Origin of the sequence: Brucella sp. RRSP16, assembly GCF_052246815.1 — a bacterium.
In the GTDB taxonomy this organism is placed as follows: Bacteria; Pseudomonadota; Alphaproteobacteria; order Rhizobiales; family Rhizobiaceae; genus Brucella; species Brucella intermedia.
Window position 1 is genome coordinate 21,374 of the sequence record NZ_JBQQAM010000015.1, and the last position, 26,266, is coordinate 47,639.

Below are 26,266 nucleotides of genomic sequence, written 5' to 3' on the forward strand. Positions count from 1 at the left end.
CCGGCTTAAAGAGATGGAACTCGATATTGTCTCCCTGTCGCGATTGCAGTTTGCGATCACGGCACTTTATCACTTCCTCTTCGTACCTCTGACCTTGGGTCTTTCCGTGCTGCTTGCCATCATGGAAACCGTTTACGTTATGACGGGGCGACTCATCTGGCGGCAGATGACGAAATTTTGGGGTACGCTGTTTGGCATCAACTTCGTGATGGGCGTTGCGACGGGCATCGTGATGGAATTCCAGTTCGGCATGAACTGGAGCTATTACAGCCACTATGTCGGCGACATCTTCGGCGCACCGCTCGCCATTGAAGGCCTCATGGCATTCTTCCTCGAAGCGACCTTCGTGGGCCTGTTCTTCTTCGGATGGGATCGCCTGTCGAAAGTCGGGCACCTCATGGCGACCTATGCGGTTGCGGCGGGCTCCAACTTCTCGGCGCTATGGATTCTGATCGCCAATGGCTGGATGCAGAATCCGGTCGGTTCGGCGTTCAATCCCGAAACCATGCGCATGGAAATCTCCGATTTCTTCGCCGTGCTGATGAACCCGGTCGCCCAGGCAAAGTTCGTGCATACGGTATCAGCCGGTTATGTCACAGCAGCCATTTTCGTCCTGGGTATTTCCGCCTGGTATCTCCTCAAGGGGCGTTCGGTAGAGCTTGCCAAGCGTTCCATCACCATCGCGGCTTCCTTCGGTCTGGCCGCTTCGCTTTCGGTTGTCGTTCTCGGTGACGAAAGCGGCTATCTGGCCAATGAACACCAGAAGATGAAGATCGCCGCCATCGAAGCCATGTGGGAAACGGAACCGGCACCTGCGCCGTTTACGGTCTTCGGCTTCCCCAATCAGGAGGCGCGCGAAACCCATTTCGCGGTGCGTATTCCATGGGTCATGGGCCTGATCGGCACCCGCTCTCTCACAACCCCGATCCAGGGCATCAACGATCTGGTCCAGAATGCGGAAAACCATATCAGGAACGGTATCGTCGCCTATGACGCCTTGCAGAAAATCCGCGCGGCTGGCGATACGAACGCCGTTCCGCAGGAAGTGAAGGACGTTTTTGCCGATAACAGCCAGTGGATGGGCTATGCGCTTCTGCTGAAGCGCTATGTCGACGATCCGCGTCAGGCAACCGACGCGCAGATCACGCAGGCCGCCAACGACACGGTTCCCGGCGTGCTGCCCCTGTTCTGGGCATTCCGCATCATGGTGGGCATCGGCTTCTTCCTGATCCTGCTGACGGGCACATTCTTCGTGCTGTCCGCCCGTCGCAAGCTCGACCGTTATCCGTTCCTGCTGCGGGTAGCCGTATTTGCGATACCGCTGCCGTGGATCGCAGCCGAAATGGGCTGGATCGTGGCCGAGTTCGGCCGTCAGCCCTGGGTCATCGAGGGCATATTGCCGACGGCGGTCGGCGTCTCAAACCTCGGGGCGTCCACAGTGCTGCTGACGATACTTGGTTTCGTGGCGATCTATACGGTTCTCTTCATCATTGAGATGGGCCTGATGATCCGCGCCATCAAGGCCGGACCTGAACCCGACAGCAAGCCGGAAGCAATTCTCGCCCCGGCCAGCATCGCACCTGCGGAGTAAGGATCATGATACTCAGCGATTTGTTGGACTATGAAACCCTGCGCATCATCTGGTGGGTACTGCTCGGTGTATTGCTGATTGCCTTCGCCGCGATGGACGGGTTCGATCTCGGCGTGGACATTCTCATGCCGGTGGTCGGCAAGACCGATGTGGAGCGGCGCATCATCATCAACACGATCGGCCCGGTCTGGGAAGGCAATCAGGTCTGGTTGATTCTGGGCGGCGGCGCCATTTTCGCCGCCTGGCCACCGCTCTACGCGGTGTCCTTCTCGGGCTTCTATCTGGCGATGTTTGTCATCCTGTTCGCACTCATCCTGCGTCCGGTCGGCTTCAAGTATCGCTCCAAGCGGGACAGCGAAGCCTGGAGAAAGGGCTGGGACTGGGCGCTGTTCATCGGCGGTTTCGTGCCTGCCCTCATCTTCGGCGTTGCCGTCGGCAACGTCCTGCAGGGCATTCCCTTCCGGCTCGCCGACGACCTTCAGATATTCTACGAAGGTTCGTTCTTCGGCCTGCTCAATCCGTTCGCGCTGCTTTGCGGTGTGCTCTCAGTCACGATGCTCTCCATGCATGGCGCCTCGTGGCTGGTCCTGAAAACGACCGGGGAAGTACAGGCGCGTGCGCGGTTCTATGGCAGCATCGCGTCGCTTCTGACCGTTGTCCTTTATGTTCTGGCCGGGGTGATCAGCTGGCTCTGGATTTCGGGCTACCGCATCACAAGCGCTGTCGTCACGGACGGCCCGTCCAATCCGCTGCGCAAGACGGTGGAACTGGATCACGGCGCATGGTTCGCCAATTATGCGAACTATCCAATCCTGCTGATTGCTCCGGCGCTCGGCATCCTTGGAGCGCTTGCGGTCTTCGTCGCGCTGCGCAGCCGTCGTGAAGTCGCGCCGCTGCTGTTTGGAAAGCTGTCGATTTTCGGCATCATTTCATCGGTCGGCGTGTCGATGTTCCCGTTCATCCTGCCATCGTCGCTCGATCCACGCGCCAGCCTGACGGTGTGGGATTCGTCTTCCAGCCATATGACACTGTTCATCATGCTGGTGGTGACGCTCATCTTCCTGCCGCTGATCGTCGTCTACACGTCCTGGGTCTACAAGGTTTTGTGGGGCAAGGTCGAAAAGGACATGATCGAAGACGACAGCAACCACGCCTATTAGAGCGGTTCCGGTTCAACCGGAGCCGCTGGAGCGCTCTATCTCTTTGTTTTACGCATTGTCCTACGCAAAAACGCTTCGCACTTTTGCTGGAAATGCTCTAATCGGAAAGGAAGCAAGATGTGGTATTTTTCCTGGTTACTGGGGCTTCCGCTTGCAGCAGCTTTCGCCGTGCTCAATGCCATGTGGTATGAGCTGATGGACGACCGGGCGCGCAGGCGCCTGTCGGCAGATCCGACGGCGGATATGGCCCGGGAAGGCAAGAAACATCATTGATACGAACCAAAACGGCCCGGAAACGGGCCGTTTTCATTGATAAACTCATTCAAGGCTGCGGTATCGTCAGCTCCGCCACGAAATCATAAGCATCGCCGCGATAGAGTGATTTTGTAAATTCGACCACCCGGCCGGAGGGCAGATAGGAAATCCGCTCGATGGACAGGCCAGCGTCTCCCTCCTTGACGCCAAGAATGCGTGCATCCGGGTCCTTGATGTTGCAGGCGGCGATGCGCTGGACAGCGCGAACGGGGCGAAACCCGTTACGGTTCAGTTCGGCATAGAGCGAACCCTTGACCGCATCCGGGTCGGGCAGGATTTCACTCGAGAGGCTGGCCCGTTCGATGGCCAGCGGCAGATCGCTCGCCATGCGCAGACGGCCAAGGCGGGCAACGCGGGTTTCCGAGGAAACGCCCAGTTTCATCATTTCCTCGGGCGAGGGATAGTAAAGACCGCGTTCCAGCCATTTGGATTGCGTTGTGATGCCGCGTCGTGCCATGTCTTCGGTGAACGAGGTCAGCATGGAAAGCGACTGCTGCACGCGCTCGCTCGGACGCACGACGAAAGTGCCGGAACCGTGACGGCGCACCAGAAGCCCGGCCTTTACCAGATCGTCCACGGCCTTTCGCACAGTGACGCGGCTGATATTGGCATATTCGGCGATGTCGCGTTCCGGCGGCAGGGCTTCGCCGTCAACCAGTTGTCCGGCGCGGATCGCGGCTTCCAGCGACTGGCGCAACTGCATGTAAAGCGGCCCTCCGGAAGAAGGGGCGGAACCTTGGAGGTTCTTGGGAAGGAAAGCGCTGAAATTTCCGCTCATTCGCGCGCCCTTCCATTTTGCGGCCCATATCGCTTGAGAGCGAGCTGAAGCGCGCCTGTCAATGCATCCGCCGCGGGGGCGACCAGAAGCGCCTGCTGGTGGGGAGGCAGCCATTCCACATAGAGCGGCGCCATGCCGCCAAGCAGGCTGATGCGTTCGGCGCCCTGATTGATCAGCATGTCGAGCGTTTCGCTGATATAACCGGCGGAGCGCTCCAGCAGCATACGCGCCGTTTCATCGCCTTCACTGGCATATTGGAAAACACGCGGAGCATATTTGCCGAAGTCGCCGGGTTTTGCCGTCCAGGCGAACTCGACCAGATTGTCGGGGTTATTGTCGAACTCATCGAGGAGATCGGTCGTCAGGCGCGTGCGTCGATGAATGCCGTCATGCACAAGCAGGCTTTCCTGCAGCAGGCTTTGACCGAGCCGCGCGCCGCTGCCGAGGTCGCCCAAGGGAAAACCCCAGCCGCCGACCGAATGGATGCGGCCGTTCCGTCGCGTGATATAGGCCGTACCGGTTCCAAGAATGGCGACGATGCCATCCTGATCGCCAAGCGCGCCTTGGAGCGCAATCACGCCGTCGAATTCCACATCGGAGTGCGCAAAGGGCAGGCCGCGTTCTATCGGTACGCCCGCACCCTCGACATTGCCGCCGGCAAGGCCAAGAACCGCGTGGCTGTTTGCATAGTGCGCCTTGTCCAGCCCGGCATCGTCAAAAGCGTTGTCGACCGCCGCGATCACATTGATCAGCGCCGTCTGCGGATCGGTGACGATATTGGCAGAGCCGCTGCGCCCTGAACCCAGAATCGCACCATCGCTGCCGGCCACAACAGCACGGCATCCGGTGCCACCGCCATCAACGCCAATGAAGAATTCAGTCATGAAGATACCTCCGGCTTGAAGATACCAAAAAAATACCATTAACCAAGCAGATTTGTCGACTTGTGAAAAATTTGATTAATTCATTGAAACAATTAAGGAAAAAAAGCCGCTCTGAATTTTTCTGCGCGAAAGTTGTAAACTTCTCTGGACAATTGGTACGTTTTTGGCATTAATTTCAGCAGAAGGGGAGCGCAGTGCCGCTGAGTGCGTGGGTCACGCGGATTTGGGATGGAGACAACCGGCGGGGGCCCGGTACAATCCCGTAACGCGAGGAGTGATCGTACCGAAGCGGTCTGGCGTGCTTTCGCCTCTTTTGCGCATCCGCGCTCAAAAAACGGGAGAAGGTCAAATGGTTCGTAATACGTTCAAACTCATGCTGCTGGGTTCCACGCTTCTGGCGTCGGGATCGGCTGCGCTGGCCGAAGACGTTACGCTGACGGTTGAAAGCTGGCGTAACGACGATCTGCAGATATGGCAGGAAAAGATCATTCCGGCTTTTGAAGCCAAGAACCCTGGCATCAAGATCAATTTCGCACCGAGCGCGCCAACCGAATTCAACGCGGCCCTCAATGCCAAGCTTGACGCCGGTTCGGGCGGCGACCTCATTTCCTGCCGTCCTTTCGACACTTCGCTTGAGCTCTTCAACAAGGGCAAGCTCGCCGATCTCACCGATCTGGAAGGCATGAAGAACTTCTCCGACGTCGCCAAGTCCGCCTGGACCACCGACGACGGTTCCAAGACCTTCTGCGTGCCGATGGCTTCGGTCATTCACGGCTTCATCTACAATCAGGAAGCCTTCGACAAGCTGGGTCTCAAGGTTCCGGCCACGGAAGCCGAATTCTTTGACGTTCTCGAAAAGATCAAGGCAGACGGCGACTACATCCCGATGGCCATGGGCACGAAGGACATGTGGGAAGCCGCAACCATGGGCTACCAGAACATCGGCCCGACCTACTGGAAGGGCGAAGAGGGCCGCAAGGCACTGATCGCCGGTACGCAGAGGCTGACCGACCCGCAGTGGGTGGAGCCGTTCAAGGTTCTTGCCAAGTGGAAGGACTATCTGGGCGACGGTTTCGAAGCGCAGACCTATCCGGACAGCCAGAACCTGTTCACCCTCGGTCGCGCGGCCATCTATCCGGCAGGCTCGTGGGAAATCGGCCTGTTCAATACGCAGGCGCAGTTCAAGATGGGCGCGTTCCCGCCGCCGGTCAAGAATGCAGGCGACACCTGCTACATCTCCGACCACAACGACATCGGCCTCGGTCTCAACGCTTCGAGCAAGCACGCAGAACAGGCAAAGGTGTTCCTGAACTGGGTTGCTTCGCCTGAATTCGCTGAAATCTACGCCAACGCGCTGCCGGGCTTCTTCAGCCTGAACTCGACCGCGGTGAAGATGAGCGATCCGCTGGCGCAGGAATTTGTTTCCTGGCGCGAAAAGTGCAAGCCGACCATTCGTTCGACCTACCAGATTCTGTCGCGTGGCACGCCGAACCTCGAAAATGAAACCTGGGTTCAGTCGGCCAACGTCATCAACGGCACCGTAACGCCGGAAGACGCTGCGAAGAAGCTTCAGGAAGGTCTCGACAGCTGGTTCAAGCCTGCGAAATAAACACGCGGGGCTTTATGGGCGGCGATCGCGGGGGCGCGCCGCCCATATCTTTTCGTCTGGCGCATCGACATGCCGTTTTGCATTCGGTGCATTCCGTGTCAGTTTAAAATGACGCGAGCGTGCGGGGAGGGGAAGCCCGGCTTTCTCCGGTTTGCACGCTTTCTCGTGAGAAAGAACGCCAGCCATCGGTTTTATGCATTTCCGAATGCAAGCGGTTCATCCTCTGCTGGAAATGCTCTTGAAGAGCGAATGCCTATATGAGCCAATCTGCCGACATGACAGGTATCGTGCACAAGCGCCCGAGGCGCTGGCATATACTTGTGTTTCTTCTGCCCTGCGTCCTGATCTACACGGCAGTGATGGTCCTGCCCCTGATCGAGACCTTGCGGCAGGCATTCTTCAATGTCGTCGACGGACAGCGCACTTTCGTGGGGTTCGCGAACTTCCAGGCACTTTTCGGCGATCCGAACTGGTCGCGTGATTTCTGGAATGCCTTGAAAAACAACTTCATATTCTTCTGCATTCACATGCTCGTTCAAAATCCGATCGGCATTCTGCTGGCGGCCATGCTGTCGCTGCCGAAGCTGCGTTTCGCCGCCTTCTACCGCACGGCGATCTTTCTTCCGACGCTGTTGTCCTTCGTTATCGTCGGCTTCATCTGGAAACTGATCCTGTCGCCGATCTGGGGCGTGGCTCCATGGATGATGGATCTCGTCGGGCTGAAATGGCTGTTCGGCCCGTGGCTCGGCAAGGCCGATACGGCTCTCGTCACTGTGTCACTCGTCTCGGTCTGGCAGTTCGTCGGTATTCCGATGATGCTGATCTACGCGGCGCTGCTCAATATTCCCGATGAAATCATCGAGGCGGCGGAATGCGACGGCATTACCGGCTGGAGCCAGTTCTTCAAGATCAAGCTGCCGCTGATCCTGCCATCGATCGGCCTGATCTCGGTGATGACCTTCGTTGCCAACTTCAATGCGTTCGATCTCATCTATTCGATGCAGGGCGCGCTGGCGGGACCGGACAAGTCGACCGACATTCTGGGCACGTTCCTTTACCGCACTTTCTTCGGCTTCCAGTTGCAGCTTGGCAATCCGTCGATGGGCGCGACCATCGCCGCCGTGATGTTCCTCATCATTCTGGCAGGCGTGTCGCTCTACCTGTTCGGCATCCAGCGCCGCATGCGCCGCTATCAGTTCTGAGGACGAGACCATGTCGAAAGCACGCACATCGCCCCTTCGCACCACGCTCGTCCATGCGGCCCTGATCTTCTACATGCTGATCGCCGTGTTTCCGGTGGCCCTGACGCTGATCAATTCCTTCAAGGACCGCAACGCAATCTTCCGCACGCCGTTGCAGTTTCCGACACCGGAAAGTTTCAGTCTCATCGGTTATGAGACGGTTCTCAAGCAAGGCTCGTTTCTGACCTACTTCCAGAACAGCGCCATCGTTACCGTGGTCAGCATATTCTTCGTGATCCTGTTCGGAGCAATGGCAGCCTTCGCGCTCGCCGAATACCGCTTCAAGGGCAATACGCTGATGGGCCTCTATCTCGCCATCGGCATCATGATCCCGATCCGGCTCGGCACGGTGGCCCTGCTGCAAGGCATGGTGGCGGTCGGTCTGGTCAATACGCTGACGGCTCTTATCCTCGTCTATACCGCGCAGGGCCTGCCGCTGGCGATCTTCATCCTGTCGGAATTCATGCGAACCGTGTCCGACGATTTGAAGAATGCCGGGCGAATAGACGGCATGTCGGAATATGCCATCTTCTTCAAGCTGGTGCTGCCGCTTATCCGGCCTGCCATGGCGACCGTCGCCGTCTTCACCATGATCCCGATCTGGAATGACCTCTGGTTCCCGCTGATCCTTGCGCCAAGCGAAGCCACCAAGACGGTAACGCTCGGTTCTCAGCTCTTCATCGGTCAGTTCGTCACCAACTGGAACGCTGTTCTTTCGGCCCTTTCACTGGCGATGTTCCCGATCCTCATCCTCTATGTTCTCTTCTCGCGGCAGCTGATCCGCGGCATTACCGCGGGAGCTGTAAAATGAGTTCTGCAATGCAAAATCCTGTTCGTGTTCTTTCCGCCGGTCTCGGCAATATGGGCCGCAGCCATGCGCTCGCCTATCATCGCAATCCCGGTTTTGAGATTGTCGGTCTCGTCAATCGCACCAAGGTTGCGGTTCCGGACGAGCTGGCGGGCTATGAAATTCATCCTTCCTTCCTGGAAGCATTGAAGGAACTGAAGCCCGATCTCGCCTGCGTCGCCACCTATTCGGAAAGCCATGCGGATTATGCCGTCGCCGCGATGGAGCAGGGTGCGCATGTGTTCGTGGAAAAGCCGCTTGCAACGACGGTCGAAGATGCGCGCCGCGTGATCGACTGCGCGCGGGCCAATGGGCGCAAGCTCGTCATCGGCTATATCCTGCGCCATCATCCATCCTGGATGCGGCTCATCTCCGAGGCGCGCCAGCTTGGCGGACCTTATGTCTTCCGCATGAACCTCAACCAGCAGTCCAGCGGCGCGACCTGGGAAACCCACAAGAACCTGATGAACACCACGTCGCCCATCGTCGACTGCGGTGTGCATTATGTGGACGTCATGTGCCAGATTACCGACGCCAAGCCCGTGGAAGTGCGCGGCATGGGCCTGCGCCTTTCCGACGAGATCAAGCCAGACATGTATAATTACGGCCATCTACAGGTGCTGTTCGATGACGGTACGGTGGGCTGGTACGAGGCGGGCTGGGGCCCGATGATGTCGGAGACCGCCTTCTTCGTGAAGGACGTCATCTCGCCCAATGGCTGCGTCTCGATCGTCATGAACGAGGCCGTGACGAAATCCGACGATGTAGACGCGCATACCAAGACCTCGACCATCCGCGTTCACCGCGCCGAGCGTGGAGCCGATGGCAAGTTCCTGAAACCGGATACGGACCTCTCCATGGCAGACGAGCCGGGGCATCAGGAATTGTGTGAACGCGAGCAGGCCTACATGCTGAAGGCCATTCGCGAGGATATCGATCTCAACCGCCATATGGATGACGCGCTTCAATCGCTGCGCATCTGCCTTGCAGCGGATGAAAGTGTGCGCACCGGCAAGCCGGTCAAATTGTAAGGGAATTTGATACGTGGGATCGCTGCTACTCAAATCGGTACACAAGCGCTACGGTGCGCAGGAAGTCCTGAAAGACATTAATCTGGAAGTGCAGGACGGGGAATTCATCATCTTCGTCGGGCCGTCCGGCTGCGGGAAGTCAACGCTGCTGCGTTCCATCGCCGGGCTGGAAGACGTTTCCTCCGGGCAGGTGCTCATCAATGGTGAGGACGTAACCGTGACGCCGCCCTCCAAGCGCGGCATTGCGATGGTGTTCCAGTCCTATGCGCTTTATCCGCACCTGTCGGTCAAGGACAATATGGGACTTGGCCTCAAGCAGGCAGGCACGCCGAAAGCCGAAATCGAAACGCGCGTTTCGAAGGCTTCCGCCATGTTGTCGCTCGACCCGTATCTGGAACGGCGCCCGGCGGAAATGTCGGGCGGCCAGCGCCAGCGTGTCGCCATCGGCCGCGCACTGGTGCGCGAACCGGAACTGTTCCTGTTCGACGAACCGCTGTCGAACCTCGATGCGGCACTTCGCGTCCAGACCCGGCTTGAGATCGCCAAGCTGCACCGCGAGCTGAAGGCGACGATGATCTATGTCACGCACGATCAGGTCGAGGCCATGACGCTGGCGGACCGCATCGTCGTTCTCAATGCCGGTCGCATCGAGCAGGTAGGCTCGCCGATGGAGCTATATAACAAGCCCGATAATCTCTTTGTCGCGGGCTTTATCGGTTCGCCGCAGATGAATTTCGTTGACGGCACCCGCATCGGCGACGAAGGGGCGAAGACGGTCGGTATCCGGCCCGAGCATATTTCCGTCAGCCGCGATAGCGGCAGATGGAAAGGCAAGGTTATCCATGCCGAACATCTTGGGGCCGATACGATCCTTTACGTCGAAACAGAAGCAGCAGGCCTGATCACAGTGCGGCTCTTCGGCGAGCACCACTACAATGAGGACGACGTGATCTTCATCACGCCCGATGACGGCAAGGTGCATCGGTTCGATGCGAACGGCAAGGCGATCCGCTAGAGCCACATTCGTAGTTTCTATTGAAGCCGTACCCTCGCGGGTGCGGCTTTTCTTTTGGAGAATCGGGTTGGTCCGGTGGCTGCAAATCGTGCCGGGCCAATATGGACAAAACGCCTCACACGGTTTCATGAGTGATGGCAACATGGCTCGCACGAGCCGGAATAGTACCGATGGGTACTGACGTTATCGTCAATCAAAAGCAATAATGTTGCGGTATCGGGACGCTAAACATTCGAGTTGAAATCCCTTTTAAATCGCGGAACTAAGCTTGTTTCGTCCAATGGACGTCGCCCCCTGGTCAGGTAGGAGCGAACCCGTTTCACGAAAGAGTGCCAAGGGGCACGAAAAATAATCTTGCTTTATTTTTGAACCCGTTCCACCCTGAATGCGGATGGTGCCGAAGGAGGAAATCGGCGCCATGTCGCATGGGAGGAGCAAGATCGGCGGCGTGATATTCACGCGCCGAAAGCGGGTCCGGGGGCTCCGGAACCAGTCTTAAATTTTCCCGTTCGACATTCCGTAAATTTGCGAGGCCAGTGGCCAGGCCAGTTTCGAGGGTTCCCCGCATGAGCGATGATGTCGTACTATCCCTGCATGTTCCCGAGCCGGAATGGCGGCCAGGTGACGCGCCGGATTTCTCCCATGTCAAAATCCCGCGCGCGGGCAGCGTTCGCAGACCGGAGATCGATGAAAAACCGGAAGCGATGCGCGATCTGGCTTTCAGCATCATCCGCGTTCTCAATCGTGATGGCGAGGCGGTTGGCCCGTGGGCAGGAACACTTACCGACGACGAACTGAAAGAGGGTCTTCGCCACATGATGATCCTGCGCGCCTATGATGCGCGCATGATGATGGCGCAGCGCCAGGGCAAGACGTCGTTCTATATGCAGCATCTGGGTGAGGAGGCGGTAAGCTGCGCCTTCCGCAAGGCATTGCGCAAGGGCGACATGAATTTCCCGACCTATCGTCAGGCCGGACTGCTCATCGCCGACGATTATCCGCTCGTCACCATGATGAACCAGATTTTCTCCAATGAGCACGATCCGCTGAAAGGCCGCCAGCTTCCGGTGATGTATTCCTCGAAGGAGCACGGCTTCTTCACCATCTCCGGCAATCTTGCAACGCAATATACGCAGGCCGTCGGCTGGGCCATGGCGTCGGCCATCAGCCACGATACGAAGATCGCCGCCGCATGGATCGGCGATGGCTCGACAGCCGAAAGCGACTTCCACGCGGCACTGGTCTTTGCTTCGACCTACAAGGCCCCGGTGGTGATGAACATCGTCAACAACCAGTGGGCCATTTCCACCTTCCAGGGCATTGCACGCGGCGGCTCCGGCACTTTCGCCGCACGTGGGCACGGTTTCGGCATTCCGGCGCTTCGCGTCGACGGCAACGACTATCTGGCCGTCCATGCGGTTGCAAAATGGGCGGTGGAACGCGCCCGGCGCAATCTCGGGCCAACCATCATCGAATATGTGACCTACCGCGCTGGCGGGCATTCCACCTCGGATGATCCGTCCGCCTATCGCCCTAAAGCCGAAAGCGATGCATGGCCACTTGGCGATCCGATCCTGCGACTGAAGAACCATCTTATCAAGCGCGGTGTCTGGTCGGACGAGCGTCACAAGCAGGCGGAAGCCGAGGTGATGGATCTGGTGGTGGCCGCACAGCGCGAGGCGGAAGCCATTGGCACACTGCATGATGGCCGCAAGCCATCCATGCGCGACATGTTCGAGGATGTCTATGCTGAAACGCCGCCGCATCTTATCCGCCAGCGCCAGGAAGCGGGGTTTTAATCCATGAGCAAGATGACCATGATCGAGGCGATCCAGAACGCCCATGACATTGCCATGGAACGCGACAAGAATGTCGTCGTGTTCGGTGAGGATGTGGGTTATTTCGGCGGTGTTTTCCGCTGTACGGCTGGCCTCCAGAAGAAATACGGCAAGGAACGCTGCTTCGACGCGCCGATCAGCGAGCTTGGCATCGTGGGCACTGCCATCGGCATGGCGGCTTACGGCCTTCGCCCCTGCATTGAAGTGCAGTTTGCGGATTATGTTTACCCGGCCTATGACCAGATCGTTTCGGAAGCGGCGCGACTGCGCTATCGCTCGGCGGGCGAGTTCACCTGTCCTATCGTGATCCGCATGCCTTCCGGCGGCGGCATCTATGGCGGGCAGACGCACAGCCAGAGCCCGGAGGCGCTGTTCACACACGTGTCGGGCCTGAAAACCGTCATGCCATCCACGCCTGCCGATGCGAAGGGCCTGCTGCTGGCGGCGATCGAAGACCCGGATCCGGTTATCATGTTCGAGCCGAAGCGCCTTTATAACGGGCCTTTCGACGGGCATCATGATCGCCCGGTGACCTCGTGGAAAAAGCATGATCTCGGCGATGTGCCGGAAGGCTATTACACCGTGCCGCTTGGCAAGGCCGCTATTCGCCGCGAAGGCAGCGACGTGACCGTGCTTGCCTATGGCACGATGGTTCATGTGGCGCTTGCCGCCGTCGAGGAAACCGGCGTCGATGCGGAAGTGATCGATCTTCGCACGCTTTTGCCGCTCGACACCGACACCATCATGGCTTCGGTGAAGAAGACCGGGCGCTGCGTGATCGTGCACGAGGCGACGCTGACCTGCGGCTATGGCGCGGAGCTTGCCGCTCTCGTGCAGCGTGATTGCTTCTACCATCTGGAAGCGCCAATCATCCGCGTCACAGGATGGGATACGCCTTATCCGCATGCGCAGGAGTGGGCCTATTTCCCCGGTCCGGACCGGGTGGGCCGCGCGCTTACATCGATCATGGAAGCTTGAGGGGGCGAAGCAAATGGCACATTTTACGATCAAGCTCCCCGATGTTGGTGAAGGCGTTGCCGAGGCCGAACTCGTCGAATGGCATGTGAAGGTCGGCGATGTCGTGCGCGAGGATGATCTTCTCGCAGCCGTCATGACCGACAAGGCAACGGTGGAAATTCCCTCGTCGCGCGCTGGCAAGGTCATCGCCATCAATGGCGAGGTAGGCGAGAAGATCGCGGTCGGGTCCGAACTGGTCCGTCTGGAGATCGAGGGCGGCTCGCCGGAGGAACAGGCTGAGGAAAAGCCGGTTCCAGCGGCAGCGCAAGCGGCCAAACCCCTACCGGCGCCGGCGCCTGAAACACCTGTTCTGTTGCAGACGCCTGTTCCACCGAAACCCGCTGTACCGAAGCGCGAAGCCGCAGGCAGTGCCTTCTCCGGCGCGGGACCGGTTCGCCAGGAAGGTGAAAAGCCGCTTGCCACGCCTTCTGTCCGGCTGCGTGCTCGCGACGGGGGCGTCGATCTGCGCCGGGTTCGCGGCACCGGACCGGCAGGACGCATCACGCATGACGATCTCGATCTCTATTTCCAGCAGGAAACCGGCGCGGCTCCCGCTCTATCCGGCTACGCGACCGACACCTCGGTCAATGAGATCAAGGTCATCGGCCTTCGCCGCAAGATTGCCGAACGCATGGCGGAAGCGAAACGCCACATTCCGCATATCACTATCGTCGAAGAGGTCGATGTCACGCAGTTGGAAGAACTGCGCAATAGTCTCAATAACGAGAAGAAGGAAGGCCGTCCGCGCCTGACGCTGTTGCCGTTCATCATCCGGGCAATTGTGAAAGCCGTGAAGGAACAGCCCGGCCTCAACGCGCATTTCGATGACGAAGCGGACATCATCCGCCAGTTCGGCGGCGTGCATGTCGGCATTGCCACACAGACGCCGAACGGCCTGATCGTGCCGGTGGTGCGCCACGCGGAAAGCATGAGCGTATTTGCGGCGGCTTCCGAATTGTCGCGCGTGACCGATGCCGCCCGCAACGGCACCGCCAAGCGGGAGGAACTGACCGGTTCCACCATCACCATCACGTCGCTTGGGGCTCTCGGCGCAATCGCCACGACGCCGATCATCAATCGTCCGGAAGTCGCGATTGTGGGCATCAACAAGATGGCCGTGCGTCCGATGTGGGACGGGGTGCAGTTCGTGCCGCGCAAGATGATGAACCTGTCATGCAGTTTCGACCACCGCGTGATCGACGGCTGGGATGCGGCGGTCTTCGTGCAGAAGCTGAAAAGCCTTCTGGAAGCGCCTGCGATGATTTTTGTAGAAGGCTGATCGAATGAGCGAGATTTCCTGCAAACTCCTGATCATCGGCGGCGGCCCCGGCGGCTATGTCTGCGGCATCCGGGCGGGCCAGCTTGGCATTGATACGGTGCTGGTGGAGAAGACGCGCCTTGGCGGCACCTGCCTCAATGTGGGCTGCATCCCGTCCAAGGCGCTGATCCATGCGGCCGACGAATTTCACCGGCTTTCCGTCTTTGCATCCAAGGGCGCGCTCGGTATTTCCGCCGAGAACCCGGCCATCGATTTCGCCAGAACGCTCGAATGGAAAGACAGCATCGTCAACCGTCTCAACAGCGGCGTTGCCGGTCTCCTGAAACGCTCGCGTGTGCGCATGTTCCATGGACAGGCGCGTTTTCTCGACGGAAAGACCGTTCTCGTTGAAACCGATACGGGTCGCCAGACGATCCACGCCGAAAACATCGTGATCGCGACCGGCTCGGTTCCCGTTGAAATTCAGGCGCTGCCTTTCGGCGGAAAAATCATTTCATCCACCGAGGCGCTGTCGCTGGAAAAGATACCGGAAAAGCTCGCCATCGTCGGCGGCGGCTATATCGGGCTTGAGATCGGCACTGCCTTTGCCAAGCTTGGTGCGAAGGTCACCGTGGTCGAGGCGACAGACCGCATCCTGCCGCAATATGATGCGGAACTCACGCGGCCCATCATGGCGCGCCTGAAGGCGCTCGGCGTCGAAGTCCTGACCGGCACTTCGGCCAAGGGACTTTCAAAGGATGAGGCCGGGCTGGAAGTCCTGACCGCCGATGGAACCACGAAAACCATCGAGGCAGACAGGATACTTGTTACGGTAGGCCGCAAGCCGCAGACCGATGGCTGGGGCTTGAGCGAAATCCGGCTGGATATGGATGGGCGTTTCATCCGGATTGACGAGCGCTGCCGCACCTCCATGCGCGGCGTCTACGCCATCGGCGACGTGACCGGCGAGCCGATGCTGGCCCATCGCGCCATGGCGCAGGGCGAGATGGTGGCGGAGATCATTGCCGGCGGCAACCAGGTATGGGACAAGCGCTGCATCCCTGCCGTCTGCTTCACCGATCCGGAAATCGTCACTGTCGGCCTGTCGCCGGATGAAGCCCGCAAGGCTGGCCATGAAATTCAGGTCGGCATCTTCCCGTTCCAGGCCAATGGCCGGGCAATGACCGTCGAGCGGGAAGACGGCATGATCCGTGTCGTCGCACGTGCGGATAACCACCTGATCCTTGGTATTCAGGCCGTCGGAGTTGGCATATCCGAGCTTTCATCTTCCTTCGCGCAAGCCGTGGAGATGGGTGCAAGGCTGGAAGACATCGCGGCAACGATCCACGCGCATCCGACATTGAGCGAGGGTTTTGTCGAAGCCAGCATGAAGGCGCTCGGTCACGCCTTACATGTTTGATGATTTACGCTCGTGCCGCCAGAGAAAGATGGCGGCACCGGCAACCATGGCGGCAAGCGCGAACCATGTGATTGCATAGGAAAAATGGCTGTTGCGGAATTTCACGACCGTCAGACCGCCGATGGGCAGCGCTCCGGCAGCGGAATTTGCATCGGCATCGATGAAATAGGGAGCGACCTGACCCAGATTGAGCTTCTGCGCAAAGGCTGCGACATCGCGCGAGTTCCAGTCGTTACGCGCCGGATCATTCGGACGCAGGAAAAACCCGTCCGGTTCCGGCATGCGCAATAGTCCGGTTACGGTCGTTTCCCCGGCAATTTGCGTTTCGTGGCGGGAAGACGGATCGCGCCTGTCGCTCGGAACAAAGCCGCGATTGATGAAAGTCAGCGCACCGTCGGGCGAGCGCATCGGGGTCAGAACCCAATAGCCCGCGCCGCGTTCGGTCAGCGCATGAACCAGTATTTCCTTGTCATTCAGGTAGGTTCCGGTCAGCTTGACGCGGCGGTACTCGTCATCCTTCTGGTTGACATTGGCCCAGTCGTCCCGTGCGGGTGCGGCGACCGGCTCGGCATGGACCCGCGCATCGACCCGTTCGATAAGATCGAGCTTCCATTGCAGGCGCTCCACCTGCCAGATGCCAAGCCCCATGAATAGAACGAAGAAAACCGCGCCCAGCACCGAAAACAGGCCGATGAAGAAACGCGAGGAAGGCTTCTGGACGGGTTGTTCATTCTTGGGGGAGGGCATCATCCTGTCCTTCAATCACGGCAGCTACAAAGCCTGATAGAGAAAGTGGCCTTCTATAGCAAAAATGCAATGGCGAGAAAGGGCAGAACCACAAAAGAACGTGATCGCTGAACTTGTCATCTGCGAGCCGGATTTCCCATAGTGGCGGAAAGAGAATCGCACCAGTTCTGGAAGTGGCTGAATATGACGGATTGCATCGTTGTGGGTGCCGGTATGGTGGGTGTCGGTACAGCGCTCGCCTTGCAGGAAAGGGGCTGGTCGGTGCTTCTTGTGGACCGAAGCGGTCCGGGAACTGAAACGAGCTATGGCAATGCTGGAATTATCCAGACAGAGGCCGTCAGCCCCTATGCCTTGCCACGCGCCCCTCTGGAACTGCTGAGGGCGGCGTTCGGCGCCAATAATCAGGTCGCATGGCGGCTTCGCGACATGCCACGCCAGGTCGGCCCGTTGTGGCGCTACTGGCATAATTCGGAAGCGGGGCGTCACCGCACGGCATCGCAGTTCTATGCACGCATGATCCGGCGCGCTGCCGATGATCATGCGCCGCTGATCGAAGCGGCGGGCGCTGAAAACCTTATCAGGCGGGCGGGATTGCGCGAACTGCATCGGTCTGCCCGATCGTTCGACCTTTCCGCACGTGACGCGGAGCTGAAAAGGCAGGAATTCGGCGTCGCCAGCATCATCGAGGACGGCAAGGCAGTCAGCGCCGCCGAGCCATCCTTGAAGGCAAATCTGGCCGGAGCCATTCACTGGACCGATCCCTGGTCATGTTCCGATCCCGGCGCGCTCGTCCAGTCCTATGCCAGCCTGTTCGTCAAGCGCGGCGGCACTTTCGTGCAAGGCGATGCGCGAGGCTTGCGGCAGGATGGTTCCGGCTGGCAGATTGATACGGCGGATGGCCCACATGCTGCGCGCCACGTCGTGCTCGCCCTCGGCCCGTGGAGCCCGGAAATCCTTCGCACTTTCGGCTATAAAATTCCGCTGGTTATCAAACGGGGATACCATCAGCATTTCTCCGGTGCGGGACCGAAGGTGCCTGTTCTCGATGTGAGCAATTCGACCGTTGCAACACCCATGCGCGCCGGATTGCGCATCCTGACAGGGGCAGAGCTGACGCCGCTCGGCAGCGTGGCGCGACACGAGCAGCTGAACAGGTCTATCAAGGCCATAAGCGAGCTTTTCGACATTGGCGCACCCGTGGAGCATACGCCATGGTTCGGCAGCCGACCCTGCATGCCGCGAATGCTGCCAGTCGTTGGAGAAGCCCCGCGACACAAGGGATTATGGCTGAATTTCGGGCACGGGCATCAGGGGTTCACGCTTGGGCCTACGACAGGGCGGATTCTGGCGGAGCGTATGACCGGGGAACCAGAGGACGCGAAGCTCTACAGCGCGCTCGCTCTTCGGCACTGAACAGCCTGTCCAAAAAAATTACAGCGCCTGCCGCATTCGGGACGAATGCGTGGCGCTGGGAAAAATCTCAGTATATCGCTTGGTTATCAGGCAAGTTTATGGATTTTACGTCTGCGGTGTGAATAGCCGCCCTTCGACAGGCGCAATACGTTGCAGACCTGTGTCTTGTCTTCCGAAGGCTTTGGCATCTGTTCATGGATGCGCCGCAGAATCTGCTGCGTAACTGTGCGTTCCTTATCGCTCGCTGCTGGACCGATAATAATGCTTTTCATCGATCATTCTCCCTATATTCTGGGCACGAGACGGCTTCCGAGGCTGCCTCGACCGATTATCAAGAATGTACGAATGAACTAAGTATTAACCAATTTTTATGTCTTGACAAGCGCATCTGCGCAACAGTCTGCAACCCATTGCAAAGCATGAAGAAAAGCCGAATCGCAGGCGCGATCCGGCTTCATTCTGTCATGCCTTACTGGTCAGTCGCGGTTGCCGGTCAGGATCTCGCGCTTTCCAACATGATTGGCCGGACCGACCAGGCCGTCCTTTTCCATCCGCTCGACGAGGGAGGCGGCACGGTTATAGCCGATACCGAGGCGGCGCTGGATATAGGAGGTGGAGCACTTCTTGTCGCGCATCACCACCTTGACGGCCTGCTCATACACGTCATCGCCATCTTCCGAGCCCATCGCGGTTGCGTCGAACACAGCCGCTTCCTGCGCTGCGTCTTCTTCTTCCTCGTCTTCCGTGACGGTTGCCAGATAATCCGGGCGTCCCTGTTCCTTCAGGTGATTGACCACCTTTTCCACTTCCTCGTCGGAAACGAACGGACCATGGACACGGACGATGCGTCCGCCGCCTGCCATATGCAGCATGTCGCCCTGACCGAGAAGCTGCTCGGCACCCATTTCACCGAGGATGGTGCGGCTGTCGATCTTCGAGGTGACCTGGAAGGAGATACGGGTCGGGAAGTTGGCCTTGATCGTACCGGTAATAACGTCGACCGACGGGCGCTGCGTTGCCATGATGAGGTGGATGCCGGCGGCCCGAGCCATCTGGGCAAGACGCTGGACTGCGCCTTCGATATCCTTGCCTGCAACCATCATCAGGTCGGCCATCTCGTCGATGATGACCACGATGTAAGGCATTGGTGTCAGGTCGAGTTCTTCCTGAATATAGGTAGCTTCACCCGTTTCCTTGTCGAAGCCGGACTGGACCGTGCACATCACGGTTTCGCCCTTGCCCTTGGCGGAAGCAGCACGGGCATTGAAGCCCTCGATGTTGCGCACGCCGAGGCGGGCCATCTTGCGATAGCGTTCTTCCATCTCGCGCACGGCCCATTTAAGGGCAACCACGGCCTTCTTCGGGTCGGTAACAACCGGCGTCAGCAGGTGCGGAATGCCGTCATAGATGGACAGTTCCAGCATCTTCGGATCGACCATGATCAGGCGGCATTCTTCCGGCTTGAAGCGGTAGAGCAGCGACAGGATCATCGTGTTGATGGCAACCGACTTGCCTGAACCGGTGGTGCCAGCCACCAGAAGGTGGGGCATCTTTGCCAGTTCCGCGATGATAGGCTCGCCGCCAATCCCCTTGCCGAGGCAAAGCGGCAGGCGATAGTTCGATGCCTCGAAGGTGCGGCTGTCGATCATTTCGCGCAAGTAGACGGTTTCGCGGTTGGCGTTCGGCAGTTCGATACCGATGACATTGCGGCCCGGAACGACCGCAACGCGGGCGGAAAGCGCCGACATGGAGCGGGCAATATCGTCTGCCAGACCGATGACGCGCGAGGATTTGACACCGGGCGCCGGTTCAAACTCATAGAGCGTGACGACCGGGCCGGGGCGGACATGGATGATTTCGCCGCGCACGCCGAAATCTTCCAGCACGCTTTCGAGGAGTCCGGCGCTGCGTTCCAGCATTTCCTGCGTGATGACATCTCCGTCCTGTTCGGGCGGCATCTGCAACAGGTCGCGCGGCGGGAACTCATAAGCGCCGTGCATGACGGGCGCTTCTGCACGGGGGAGGGGCTGCGGCTGGTAAAGCGCAATTGAAGGCGCGGCTTTTGCAACCGGCGCAGGCGCTTCAATCACCGGCTCGGCAACTTCCACGTCCCCGACGACATGCTCTTCCGCTTCCGAAACGGTCAGCACGATTTCATCTTCGGTGGCTTCGCCGACGACTTCCGGCGCAATCTCCGGCTCGGCCGCGACAGGCTGTGGCGCAGGCGCTTCCACTTCTGTCACAGCAACGGGCTGCGGTGCAGCCACTTCGACCGGAACAGGGGCAACCGGCGTCTCCGCGACTGGCTCGACAGGGGCGGCAGCAACCGGCTCAGGTTGCTTGTTCCATTCGCGAATGCGGAACTGCGCCAGAATGGATTCGACCGTTGGCAAAGGCTTGCGCGGTTCAGCCGGAACAGCCGAAACGAGAGGCTCCGCAGGCACAAGCGCAGTATCGACGCCGCAGCCTTCCCAGAAGGCAAAGTCGGATAGATAGGTGAATGCCGACGGCTGCTCGGGAGTTGCAGGCTCGGTTACAACAGCAACCACTTCCGGGGCGGCTTCTACAGGCGGTGTGACGACAGCAACGGGGACCGCGGGCATTGCAGGGGGAACGGGCGCCACCGGCGAACGAACCATGCCCTGCGATACGGTTTTCTGAAGCTCGGCAACAGCCATGGGTTGCTCTTCGGCAACCTTTTCAACGCTGATCACTGGCGCCGCGTCGGCTGCATGCGCCTGCGTCCGCTCATTGATGCTCGGCAGTTCCTCGCCCCGGCGACGCATGAGCTCGACTTCCGGCGTGCGGGTAAAGCGAACATTCTCACCGAGCGAGAAATGGATTTTCCAGGCATCATCGCTGGCAGGATTGTGGCTTCCCGTCTGGCCGCGAGGCTGCTTCGGGTCCTGAGCGTTCTCTGCACGATTTCCTGTCGATGGGGGGAAATTTTCTCTCAAATTACGCATGATACCTGAACCATAGATACTGTCGCCTGAATGAGCCCAAGTAATAAAAAATGAAGGTTAACAACCCCCTTCCGAAACAGCCCAGACGACAGAAATTTCTTGCAGCCAAATCGTGCCGCCGGAAGGCAGTTCGCAACGCATATCACCATCGGTTGCAACACAAAACCAAACAATAACAGCTTGATAAAGACGTTTCTTATATTGATTTATTCGAATTCGAACAATTACAGGTAGCGACGGCGGCCTGTTAATTTTGCCATTCCACGCATCGCCGGAGGTAAATGCCGCTGACGCGGGCAGACTCACCCGTCAGTCCCGTGCCAGCGCGACGACGGGGTCGAGCCTCGAGGCATTTCGGGCCGGAATGAAGCCGAAACCGATGCCGATCAGGCTGGAGCAGACAAGCGCAACCACGATGGATGCCGGCGAATAGATGAGCTGGAACATCGAGTTGAACTGCGCGAACAGCAGGCCGAAACCGACGGCGATGAGTACGCCCAGAACCCCGCCGATCAGGCAGACCAGAATCGCCTCGATCAGGAATTGCTGCAGGATGTCGCTCTGGCGTGCGCCGATCGCCATGCGGACGCCGATCTCGTTGATTCTTTCCGACACGGCGACGAGCATGATGTTCATCACCCCGATGCCGCCAACGAAAAGCGATATGCCGGCGATGCTGGATACGAGAAGGGCAAGCGTCGCAGTGGTGGCCTGAATCGTCTTTTGCAGGCTGTCGGTGTTGAAGATCGAGAAATCCTTTTCGCCATGCCGCTTGGTCAGGAATGCCGTTATCAGCTTTTCCGCTTCAGACGGGTCCATCGTGTCAGCGACGCGCACAAGGATCATCTGCAGGGAACGCGAGCCGGTCATGCGTGTCTGCACGGTGGTGTAAGGGACATAGACTTCGAGCCGCTGCGCGCTACCCATGCCGCGTTCCTCGGCCTTGACCACGCCGACGATCCGTACCGGCACCTTGCTCAGAAGGATAGTCTTGCCGACGACCGAACCCGCTTCGTGAGGAAAGAGCGTCTTCCGGGCGGTTTCATCGACCACCGCCACCTGCGCCAGATCGTTGACGTTGCGCTGATCGAAAAAGCGGCCTTCGAGCAGCTTGCTGTTGCGGGTAACGAAATAATCTGCGCCGACCCCGCTCACGGAAACGCTGACTTCCTTGTCCTCGACGCGGATCGTCGAACTGGTCGAACTGGACGGCGTTGCCGCCAGAACGTAGGGCAGCTTCGCGATTTCGGTCGCATCCGCCAGATTGAGCGTGGTGATAAGCGCCGCTTTCAGGTCGCCAAATCCCTTGCCGGGGCTGATATAGAGCGTATTGGTGCCCAGATCGCTGATCTGCTCGAGAATCTGCTTCTGCGACCCCTGTCCCAGTGCAACCACGCAGACAACCGATGCCGTGCCGATGATAATGCCGAGCATGGTCAGAAAGGTGCGGAGACGGTGCGCGTTCATCGAGCGAAGCGCCATCGAAAACGCCTCGTTGAAGCGATCCCACATCCCGGCGAAAAGCCTTGGCCTGGCGGGGGCCTGTTCAACCGGCACGGACGTCGCAGGGCGTTCGGTTTCACCGTTTCTCGTATCCGAAATGATCTCGCCGTCGCGAATTTCGATGATGCGCTGCGCACGGGCGGCGACCTGCCGGTCATGCGTCACGATGACGATGGTGCGCCCTTCACGGTTGAGCTCCTGAAGGATGCCGAGAACTTCTTCACCGCTATGGCTGTCGAGCGCGCCGGTCGGTTCGTCGGCAAGAATGACCTCCGCATCGTTGATGAGCGCGCGGGCGATGGAAACGCGCTGCTGCTGTCCGCCGGAAAGCTGGCTCGGGCGATGATGCGTGCGTTCGCCCATCCCGAGTCGTTGCAGGATCATGCGGGCTTTTTGACGCCGTTCTTCCTTTTTCTGGCCTGCATATATGGCGGGAATTTCGACATTGCCCACCGCATCCAGCTCGCCCAGCAGATGATAGCGCTGGAAGATGAAACCGAAATGCTCACGCCGCAACTGCGCCAGTTCATCGGCTTCAAGTTCCGATGTGGCGCGGCCGGAAATCAGATATTCGCCTTCAGACGGCCGGTCCAGGCAGCCGAGAATGTTCATCAGCGTCGATTTGCCCGAACCGGACGCACCGATGATCGCCACCATCTCGCCCCGCTCGATGGTCAGGTTCACATGGTTCAGAACCGTCGTGAAGTCGTCGCCCGAGGGGTAATGCCGGGAGACGCCCTTGAGCGAGAGCAGCGGCGCATCAGCCATGTCAGCTACCAGCCGGGGCGGGGGCCGCGACCTGATTGTCGGTCACGACCTTGTCCCCTTCGTTCAGGCCCGAACGAATTTCTATATTCACCTTGTCGGTAATGCCGGTTTCGACGGTCCGTTCTTCGATCTTGCCAGCGCCGGTCACGACGCGCACCTTGGCCTTGCCGGGTTCGTCCGTGTCTTGCAGAGCGGTTACGGGCGCGATCAAGGCGTCTTTTGCCCGTGCGAGCACGATATGAACCTCGGTGGTCATATAGGTCCTGAGCAGCCCATCCGGATTGGGAACCGTGAAAATGCCCTTGTAATAAATGGCGGAAGCGGTGGCAGTGCTGGAGGACGAACTTACTGCCGTAGTCGTGAAGCTCTTGTCGCTGACGATGGAATCCGGTGCGGGTTCGATCTTTTCCAGCTCGGCATCGTAACGCTTCGAATTTTGTCCCGCTATGGTGAAATAAAGCGGCATCCCCTCGCGAACCTGCGTCACGTCCGCTTCCGAAATATCCGCCTCCACCCTCATGGTGTCGAGCTGGCCCAGAATGGCGATTGTCGGCGCGCTCTGCTGCGCGTTGAGGGTCTGGCCTTCCTGAACCACGGTCGCGAGGATCGTTCCATCGATGGGCGCGGTTATGCGGGTATAAGCGAGATTGGTCTCGGCGATCTGCACCTCGACCTTCGCGGCAGCGATTGCCGCTTCGCTGTTCTCGACCTGCGCTTCCTTCACCTTCACGGTGCTGACCGCCTTGTCGTAATCGGCGCGCGCTACGGCATTCTTGCCGATCATCATCTGGTTACGCGCCAGATCCTGCCGGGCCAGTTCCAGATCGGCAAGATTCTGGGCACGGGTGGCTTCGTTCTGGCGAAGTGACGCCTGGGCCTTGTTCAGTTCGTTCTGCTGGTTGGTCGAGTCGATCAGGGCGACGACCTCTCCGGCTTTTATCTGCTGGCCCGGTTTCACTTTCAGGGAAAGAATGCGGCCCGTCGCCTGAGCGCCGATTGCGACCAGATTTTTAGGCCGCAGCGTGCCGGTGGCAAGAACCGAGCTTTCAATCTCGCCGCGCCTGATCTCTGTCGTGGCGGGCAGGGGCTCTTCCTTGGTCAGCGCACGAACGACGAAATAGCCGACGATCAGCAACGCGATGAGGACCGCCAGCCACAGGCGCCAGCGAAAACGGCGTTTCGACTTGGGTTTCATAGTGGTCTCTTATCGGTTGTCAGCGGAGGAATCCGTGTCGTTTTGACGATGCGGGGGCCTGTATAGCTGTCAACGACTTCCGGCTTCGCAACGTCGATGATGCCGTTCCAGCCGCCGCCAAGTGCTTTCTGCAAGGCGACATAATTCAGCACAAGCTCGGTCCGCGCCTGACTGAGCTCGGTTTCCGCGCCGAGAAGATCGCGTTGCGCCGTCAGCACATCCACGAAGCTCTTGGTGCCCGCCCTGTACTGCTCCAGCGTCAACTCGTTGATCTTCCGGCTGTTGCTCACGATTTTCTGCAGTTGCGCAACGCGCAGACGGTTCTGGTTGAGCGATACGCTGGCATTTTCAACTTCGCTGAGCGCCGTCAGGATGACCTTGCGATAGGCGATGAAGGACTGGTCGCGCGCAGCGCGCGCGGCATCCACATCCGCGCTCAATCTCCCGCCCTGGAAGATCGGGACGGTCAGGCTTGGGCCGAAGTTCCAGCTGATCGTCGACAGCTTTCCAAGATCGCCGAAATTGGCGCCGCCCGTATTGATGGCCCCCGTGAGCGAAACACTTGGATAGAGCAGGGCCTGCTTCTGGCCGACGCTGGCATTGGAACTTGCATAATCGCGTTCGGCTGCACGGACATCGGGGCGGCTCAGCAACAGATCGGCCGGAAGTCCGGCTGATATCTTGCCCGGAATGGCCGGGACCGGACGCGGCTTGTCCAGAACGCTGGCCAGCGACGATGAAGACCGCCCGGTCAGGACGGACAACTGGTTCAGATACTGGGCATAGTTGATCCGCAGTCCCGGCACCTGGGATTCTGTCCTGCTGGCCTGCGTTTCCGCATTCAGAAGATCGACCTGAGAAATCTGGCCAGCTTCAAGCTGGCTGCGCGTCAGTGCAACGGTCTGTCGCTGGGAAGCGGCATTGCGCTGCGCAATGGCAATATCGGCCTGCGCACCGCGCAACCGGGCATAATTGGTGGCGATATCGCCGATCAGCGTGACGAGCGCCGCCCGCAATTGTTCATTTGCGGATTCGACATTGTAATAGGCAGCTTCCACGCCGCGCTTGTTGCCGCCGAAAAGATCGAGTTCCCACGTGGTGTTGAAGCCCATGCTCGACTGATTGGTGGCGAATGTCGCCGGGGTGTCAGATCGCTTGTAGCTCCCGTCGCCATCGAGCTTCGGATAAAGCGCGCCGCCCGCCGAAGTGTAATTGGCGCGAGCCTGCCGCACCTTTGCCTTCGCAGTCGCGACATCGGGGCTGCCTGCAATACCGTCCGCTATCAGCTGATCCAGAACCGGGTCCTTCAGCTTTTTCCACCAGTCGCCCAGTTGCGGGATACGGCTGTCAGCCCTGCTGTTCCAACCGGCAGGCGTCACCACATTCGGCGTCTGATAATCGGGACCAACAGTGACGCACGCCGCCAGCATTGGCAGGATGCTTCCTAATACGGTCAGGCGAACAAGCGATATCGTCAATAAATGGGTCCTGAAATTCCGGTGCTGTCCTCGGACGGTATTCACCCACCGAAAACAAGACGCCCTTATATCTGCAACGGCAGCACCCAGGCACCCCAAGCTCGTGGGAGTATACCTTGGGCCACGTCGAGTCGCGTTTGGGTGGCATAATGCCATCCTTCGCCTTCGACCATCAGCGGATGATCGAAGTCA

At 59.1% G+C, this 26,266-nt stretch carries 21 protein-coding genes; 13 read left to right on the forward strand and 8 right to left on the reverse strand.

Features of this window, described 5'->3' with window-relative positions; all coding sequences use genetic code 11:
- The first annotated feature begins 13 nt into the window (after positions 1-13).
- The 3 genes from ACS5UA_RS19915 to cydX all read left to right on the forward strand — a co-directional run bounded on the left by ACS5UA_RS19915 (position 14) and on the right by cydX (position 3,024).
- Positions 14-1,591: a cytochrome ubiquinol oxidase subunit I gene (locus tag ACS5UA_RS19915; RefSeq protein ID WP_006468806.1), complete on the forward strand. Its 1,578-nt coding sequence runs from the start codon at positions 14-16 to the stop codon at positions 1,589-1,591.
- Between the two features lie 5 nt (positions 1,592-1,596).
- Positions 1,597-2,751, forward strand: a complete 1,155-nt coding sequence (gene cydB / locus ACS5UA_RS19920) for a cytochrome d ubiquinol oxidase subunit II (protein ID WP_021586071.1) — start codon at positions 1,597-1,599, stop codon at positions 2,749-2,751.
- A 117-nt stretch (positions 2,752-2,868) separates the two neighbouring features.
- The gene (gene cydX, locus ACS5UA_RS19925; RefSeq protein WP_006468808.1) at positions 2,869-3,024 is read left to right on the forward strand and encodes a cytochrome bd-I oxidase subunit CydX; all 156 of its coding nucleotides are present in this window, start codon (positions 2,869-2,871) and stop codon (positions 3,022-3,024) included.
- A gap of 49 nt (positions 3,025-3,073) precedes the next feature.
- Here the strand turns inward: cydX and ACS5UA_RS19930 are convergent, their stop codons facing one another.
- Both ACS5UA_RS19930 and ACS5UA_RS19935 read right to left on the reverse strand, forming a co-directional pair.
- Positions 3,074-3,844: a GntR family transcriptional regulator gene (locus ACS5UA_RS19930; protein ID WP_021586070.1), complete on the reverse strand. Its 771-nt coding sequence runs from the start codon at positions 3,842-3,844 to the stop codon at positions 3,074-3,076.
- Entirely contained in the window at positions 3,841-4,728 is an 888-nt protein-coding gene (locus ACS5UA_RS19935) for an N-acetylglucosamine kinase (RefSeq protein WP_021586069.1), read from the reverse strand. The genes ACS5UA_RS19930 and ACS5UA_RS19935 overlap by 4 nt, the downstream gene beginning before the upstream one ends.
- 349 nt (positions 4,729-5,077) lie before the next feature.
- Here ACS5UA_RS19935 and ACS5UA_RS19940 point away from each other — a divergent pair, with 349 nt between their 5' ends.
- From ACS5UA_RS19940 to lpdA, 9 genes are all read left to right on the forward strand, one after another.
- The gene (locus tag ACS5UA_RS19940; protein WP_443101726.1) at positions 5,078-6,337 is read left to right on the forward strand and encodes an ABC transporter substrate-binding protein; all 1,260 of its coding nucleotides are present in this window, start codon (positions 5,078-5,080) and stop codon (positions 6,335-6,337) included.
- 257 nt (positions 6,338-6,594) lie between these two features.
- On the forward strand, positions 6,595-7,539 hold the full coding sequence (locus ACS5UA_RS19945) for a carbohydrate ABC transporter permease (RefSeq protein WP_006468812.1): 945 nt from the start codon (positions 6,595-6,597) through the stop codon (positions 7,537-7,539).
- A 10-nt stretch (positions 7,540-7,549) separates the two neighbouring features.
- A complete protein-coding gene (locus ACS5UA_RS19950) occupies positions 7,550-8,389 on the forward strand; it encodes a carbohydrate ABC transporter permease (RefSeq protein ID WP_021586067.1) in 840 nt (279 codons plus the stop codon).
- Positions 8,386-9,456, forward strand: coding sequence for a Gfo/Idh/MocA family protein (locus ACS5UA_RS19955; protein ID WP_006468814.1), 1,071 nt, complete (start codon positions 8,386-8,388; stop codon positions 9,454-9,456). The genes ACS5UA_RS19950 and ACS5UA_RS19955 overlap by 4 nt, the downstream gene beginning before the upstream one ends.
- A 13-nt stretch (positions 9,457-9,469) precedes the next feature.
- Positions 9,470-10,471 carry an ABC transporter ATP-binding protein gene (locus ACS5UA_RS19960; RefSeq protein ID WP_021586066.1) on the forward strand — a complete coding sequence of 334 codons (1,002 nt, stop codon included), beginning with the start codon at positions 9,470-9,472 and terminating at the stop codon, positions 10,469-10,471.
- A 566-nt stretch (positions 10,472-11,037) separates the two neighbouring features.
- Positions 11,038-12,270: a 3-methyl-2-oxobutanoate dehydrogenase (2-methylpropanoyl-transferring) subunit alpha gene (locus tag ACS5UA_RS19965; RefSeq protein WP_021586064.1), complete on the forward strand. Its 1,233-nt coding sequence runs from the start codon at positions 11,038-11,040 to the stop codon at positions 12,268-12,270.
- A 3-nt stretch (positions 12,271-12,273) separates the two neighbouring features.
- Positions 12,274-13,287, forward strand: coding sequence for an alpha-ketoacid dehydrogenase subunit beta (locus ACS5UA_RS19970; protein ID WP_021586063.1), 1,014 nt, complete (start codon positions 12,274-12,276; stop codon positions 13,285-13,287).
- Between the two features lie 13 nt (positions 13,288-13,300).
- Positions 13,301-14,605 carry a dihydrolipoamide acetyltransferase family protein gene (locus ACS5UA_RS19975; protein WP_021586062.1) on the forward strand — a complete coding sequence of 435 codons (1,305 nt, stop codon included), beginning with the start codon at positions 13,301-13,303 and terminating at the stop codon, positions 14,603-14,605.
- Between the two features lie 4 nt (positions 14,606-14,609).
- Positions 14,610-16,004 (forward strand): dihydrolipoyl dehydrogenase, encoded by a 1,395-nt coding sequence (lpdA, locus tag ACS5UA_RS19980; RefSeq protein ID WP_273771615.1) that lies wholly within the window; start codon positions 14,610-14,612, stop codon positions 16,002-16,004.
- On the opposite strand, the gene ACS5UA_RS19985 is transcribed toward lpdA, so the two are convergent.
- Entirely contained in the window at positions 15,993-16,754 is a 762-nt protein-coding gene (locus tag ACS5UA_RS19985; protein WP_021586060.1) for an SURF1 family protein, read from the reverse strand. The genes lpdA and ACS5UA_RS19985 overlap by 12 nt on opposite strands.
- 180 nt (positions 16,755-16,934) lie before the next feature.
- Here ACS5UA_RS19985 and ACS5UA_RS19990 point away from each other — a divergent pair, with 180 nt between their 5' ends.
- A complete protein-coding gene (locus tag ACS5UA_RS19990) occupies positions 16,935-18,164 on the forward strand; it encodes an NAD(P)/FAD-dependent oxidoreductase (protein ID WP_021586059.1) in 1,230 nt (409 codons plus the stop codon).
- Positions 18,165-18,250: 86 nt separating this feature from the next.
- Here the strand turns inward: ACS5UA_RS19990 and ACS5UA_RS19995 are convergent, their stop codons facing one another.
- The 5 genes from ACS5UA_RS19995 to ACS5UA_RS20015 all read right to left on the reverse strand — a co-directional run bounded on the left by ACS5UA_RS19995 (position 18,251) and on the right by ACS5UA_RS20015 (position 26,074).
- Positions 18,251-18,436 (reverse strand): hypothetical protein, encoded by a 186-nt coding sequence (locus ACS5UA_RS19995; RefSeq protein ID WP_006468822.1) that lies wholly within the window; start codon positions 18,434-18,436, stop codon positions 18,251-18,253.
- Positions 18,437-18,640: 204 nt separating this feature from the next.
- Positions 18,641-20,950 carry a DNA translocase FtsK gene (locus ACS5UA_RS20000; RefSeq protein WP_443101731.1) on the reverse strand — a complete coding sequence of 770 codons (2,310 nt, stop codon included), beginning with the start codon at positions 20,948-20,950 and terminating at the stop codon, positions 18,641-18,643.
- Between the two features lie 489 nt (positions 20,951-21,439).
- Positions 21,440-23,401 carry a MacB family efflux pump subunit gene (locus ACS5UA_RS20005; protein ID WP_006468825.1) on the reverse strand — a complete coding sequence of 654 codons (1,962 nt, stop codon included), beginning with the start codon at positions 23,399-23,401 and terminating at the stop codon, positions 21,440-21,442.
- Between the two features lies 1 nt (position 23,402).
- Positions 23,403-24,596 carry an efflux RND transporter periplasmic adaptor subunit gene (locus ACS5UA_RS20010; protein WP_006468827.1) on the reverse strand — a complete coding sequence of 398 codons (1,194 nt, stop codon included), beginning with the start codon at positions 24,594-24,596 and terminating at the stop codon, positions 23,403-23,405.
- On the reverse strand, positions 24,593-26,074 hold the full coding sequence (locus tag ACS5UA_RS20015) for an efflux transporter outer membrane subunit (RefSeq protein WP_112669803.1): 1,482 nt from the start codon (positions 26,072-26,074) through the stop codon (positions 24,593-24,595). Before ACS5UA_RS20015 ends, ACS5UA_RS20010 begins: the two co-directional genes overlap by 4 nt.
- Between the last annotated feature and the right edge of the window lie 192 nt (positions 26,075-26,266).

Excerpts from the sequence above, each read along its gene's own strand:
- ACS5UA_RS20005 (WP_006468825.1), bottom strand. The coding sequence starts at position 23,401 with ATGGCTGATGCGCCGCTGCTCTCGCTCAAGGGCGTCTCCCGGCATTAC.
- ACS5UA_RS19935 (WP_021586069.1), bottom strand. The coding sequence starts at position 4,728 with ATGACTGAATTCTTCATTGGCGTTGATGGCGGTGGCACCGGATGCCGT.
- ACS5UA_RS19965 (WP_021586064.1), top strand. The coding sequence starts at position 11,038 with ATGAGCGATGATGTCGTACTATCCCTGCATGTTCCCGAGCCGGAATGG.
- ACS5UA_RS19990 (WP_021586059.1), top strand. The coding sequence starts at position 16,935 with ATGACGGATTGCATCGTTGTGGGTGCCGGTATGGTGGGTGTCGGTACA.
- ACS5UA_RS19955 (WP_006468814.1), top strand. The coding sequence starts at position 8,386 with ATGAGTTCTGCAATGCAAAATCCTGTTCGTGTTCTTTCCGCCGGTCTC.
- lpdA (WP_273771615.1), top strand. The coding sequence starts at position 14,610 with ATGAGCGAGATTTCCTGCAAACTCCTGATCATCGGCGGCGGCCCCGGC.
- ACS5UA_RS19915 (WP_006468806.1), top strand. The coding sequence starts at position 14 with ATGGAACTCGATATTGTCTCCCTGTCGCGATTGCAGTTTGCGATCACG.
- ACS5UA_RS19985 (WP_021586060.1), bottom strand. The coding sequence starts at position 16,754 with ATGATGCCCTCCCCCAAGAATGAACAACCCGTCCAGAAGCCTTCCTCG.
- ACS5UA_RS19975 (WP_021586062.1), top strand. The coding sequence starts at position 13,301 with ATGGCACATTTTACGATCAAGCTCCCCGATGTTGGTGAAGGCGTTGCC.
- cydX (WP_006468808.1), top strand. The coding sequence starts at position 2,869 with ATGTGGTATTTTTCCTGGTTACTGGGGCTTCCGCTTGCAGCAGCTTTC.
- cydB (WP_021586071.1), top strand. The coding sequence starts at position 1,597 with ATGATACTCAGCGATTTGTTGGACTATGAAACCCTGCGCATCATCTGG.
- ACS5UA_RS19970 (WP_021586063.1), top strand. The coding sequence starts at position 12,274 with ATGAGCAAGATGACCATGATCGAGGCGATCCAGAACGCCCATGACATT.
- ACS5UA_RS19995 (WP_006468822.1), bottom strand. The coding sequence starts at position 18,436 with ATGAAAAGCATTATTATCGGTCCAGCAGCGAGCGATAAGGAACGCACA.
- ACS5UA_RS20000 (WP_443101731.1), bottom strand. The coding sequence starts at position 20,950 with ATGCGTCGCCGGGGCGAGGAACTGCCGAGCATCAATGAGCGGACGCAG.
- ACS5UA_RS19950 (WP_021586067.1), top strand. The coding sequence starts at position 7,550 with ATGTCGAAAGCACGCACATCGCCCCTTCGCACCACGCTCGTCCATGCG.
- ACS5UA_RS20010 (WP_006468827.1), bottom strand. The coding sequence starts at position 24,596 with ATGAAACCCAAGTCGAAACGCCGTTTTCGCTGGCGCCTGTGGCTGGCG.
- ACS5UA_RS19930 (WP_021586070.1), bottom strand. The coding sequence starts at position 3,844 with ATGAGCGGAAATTTCAGCGCTTTCCTTCCCAAGAACCTCCAAGGTTCC.
- ACS5UA_RS19940 (WP_443101726.1), top strand. The coding sequence starts at position 5,078 with ATGGTTCGTAATACGTTCAAACTCATGCTGCTGGGTTCCACGCTTCTG.
- ACS5UA_RS19945 (WP_006468812.1), top strand. The coding sequence starts at position 6,595 with ATGAGCCAATCTGCCGACATGACAGGTATCGTGCACAAGCGCCCGAGG.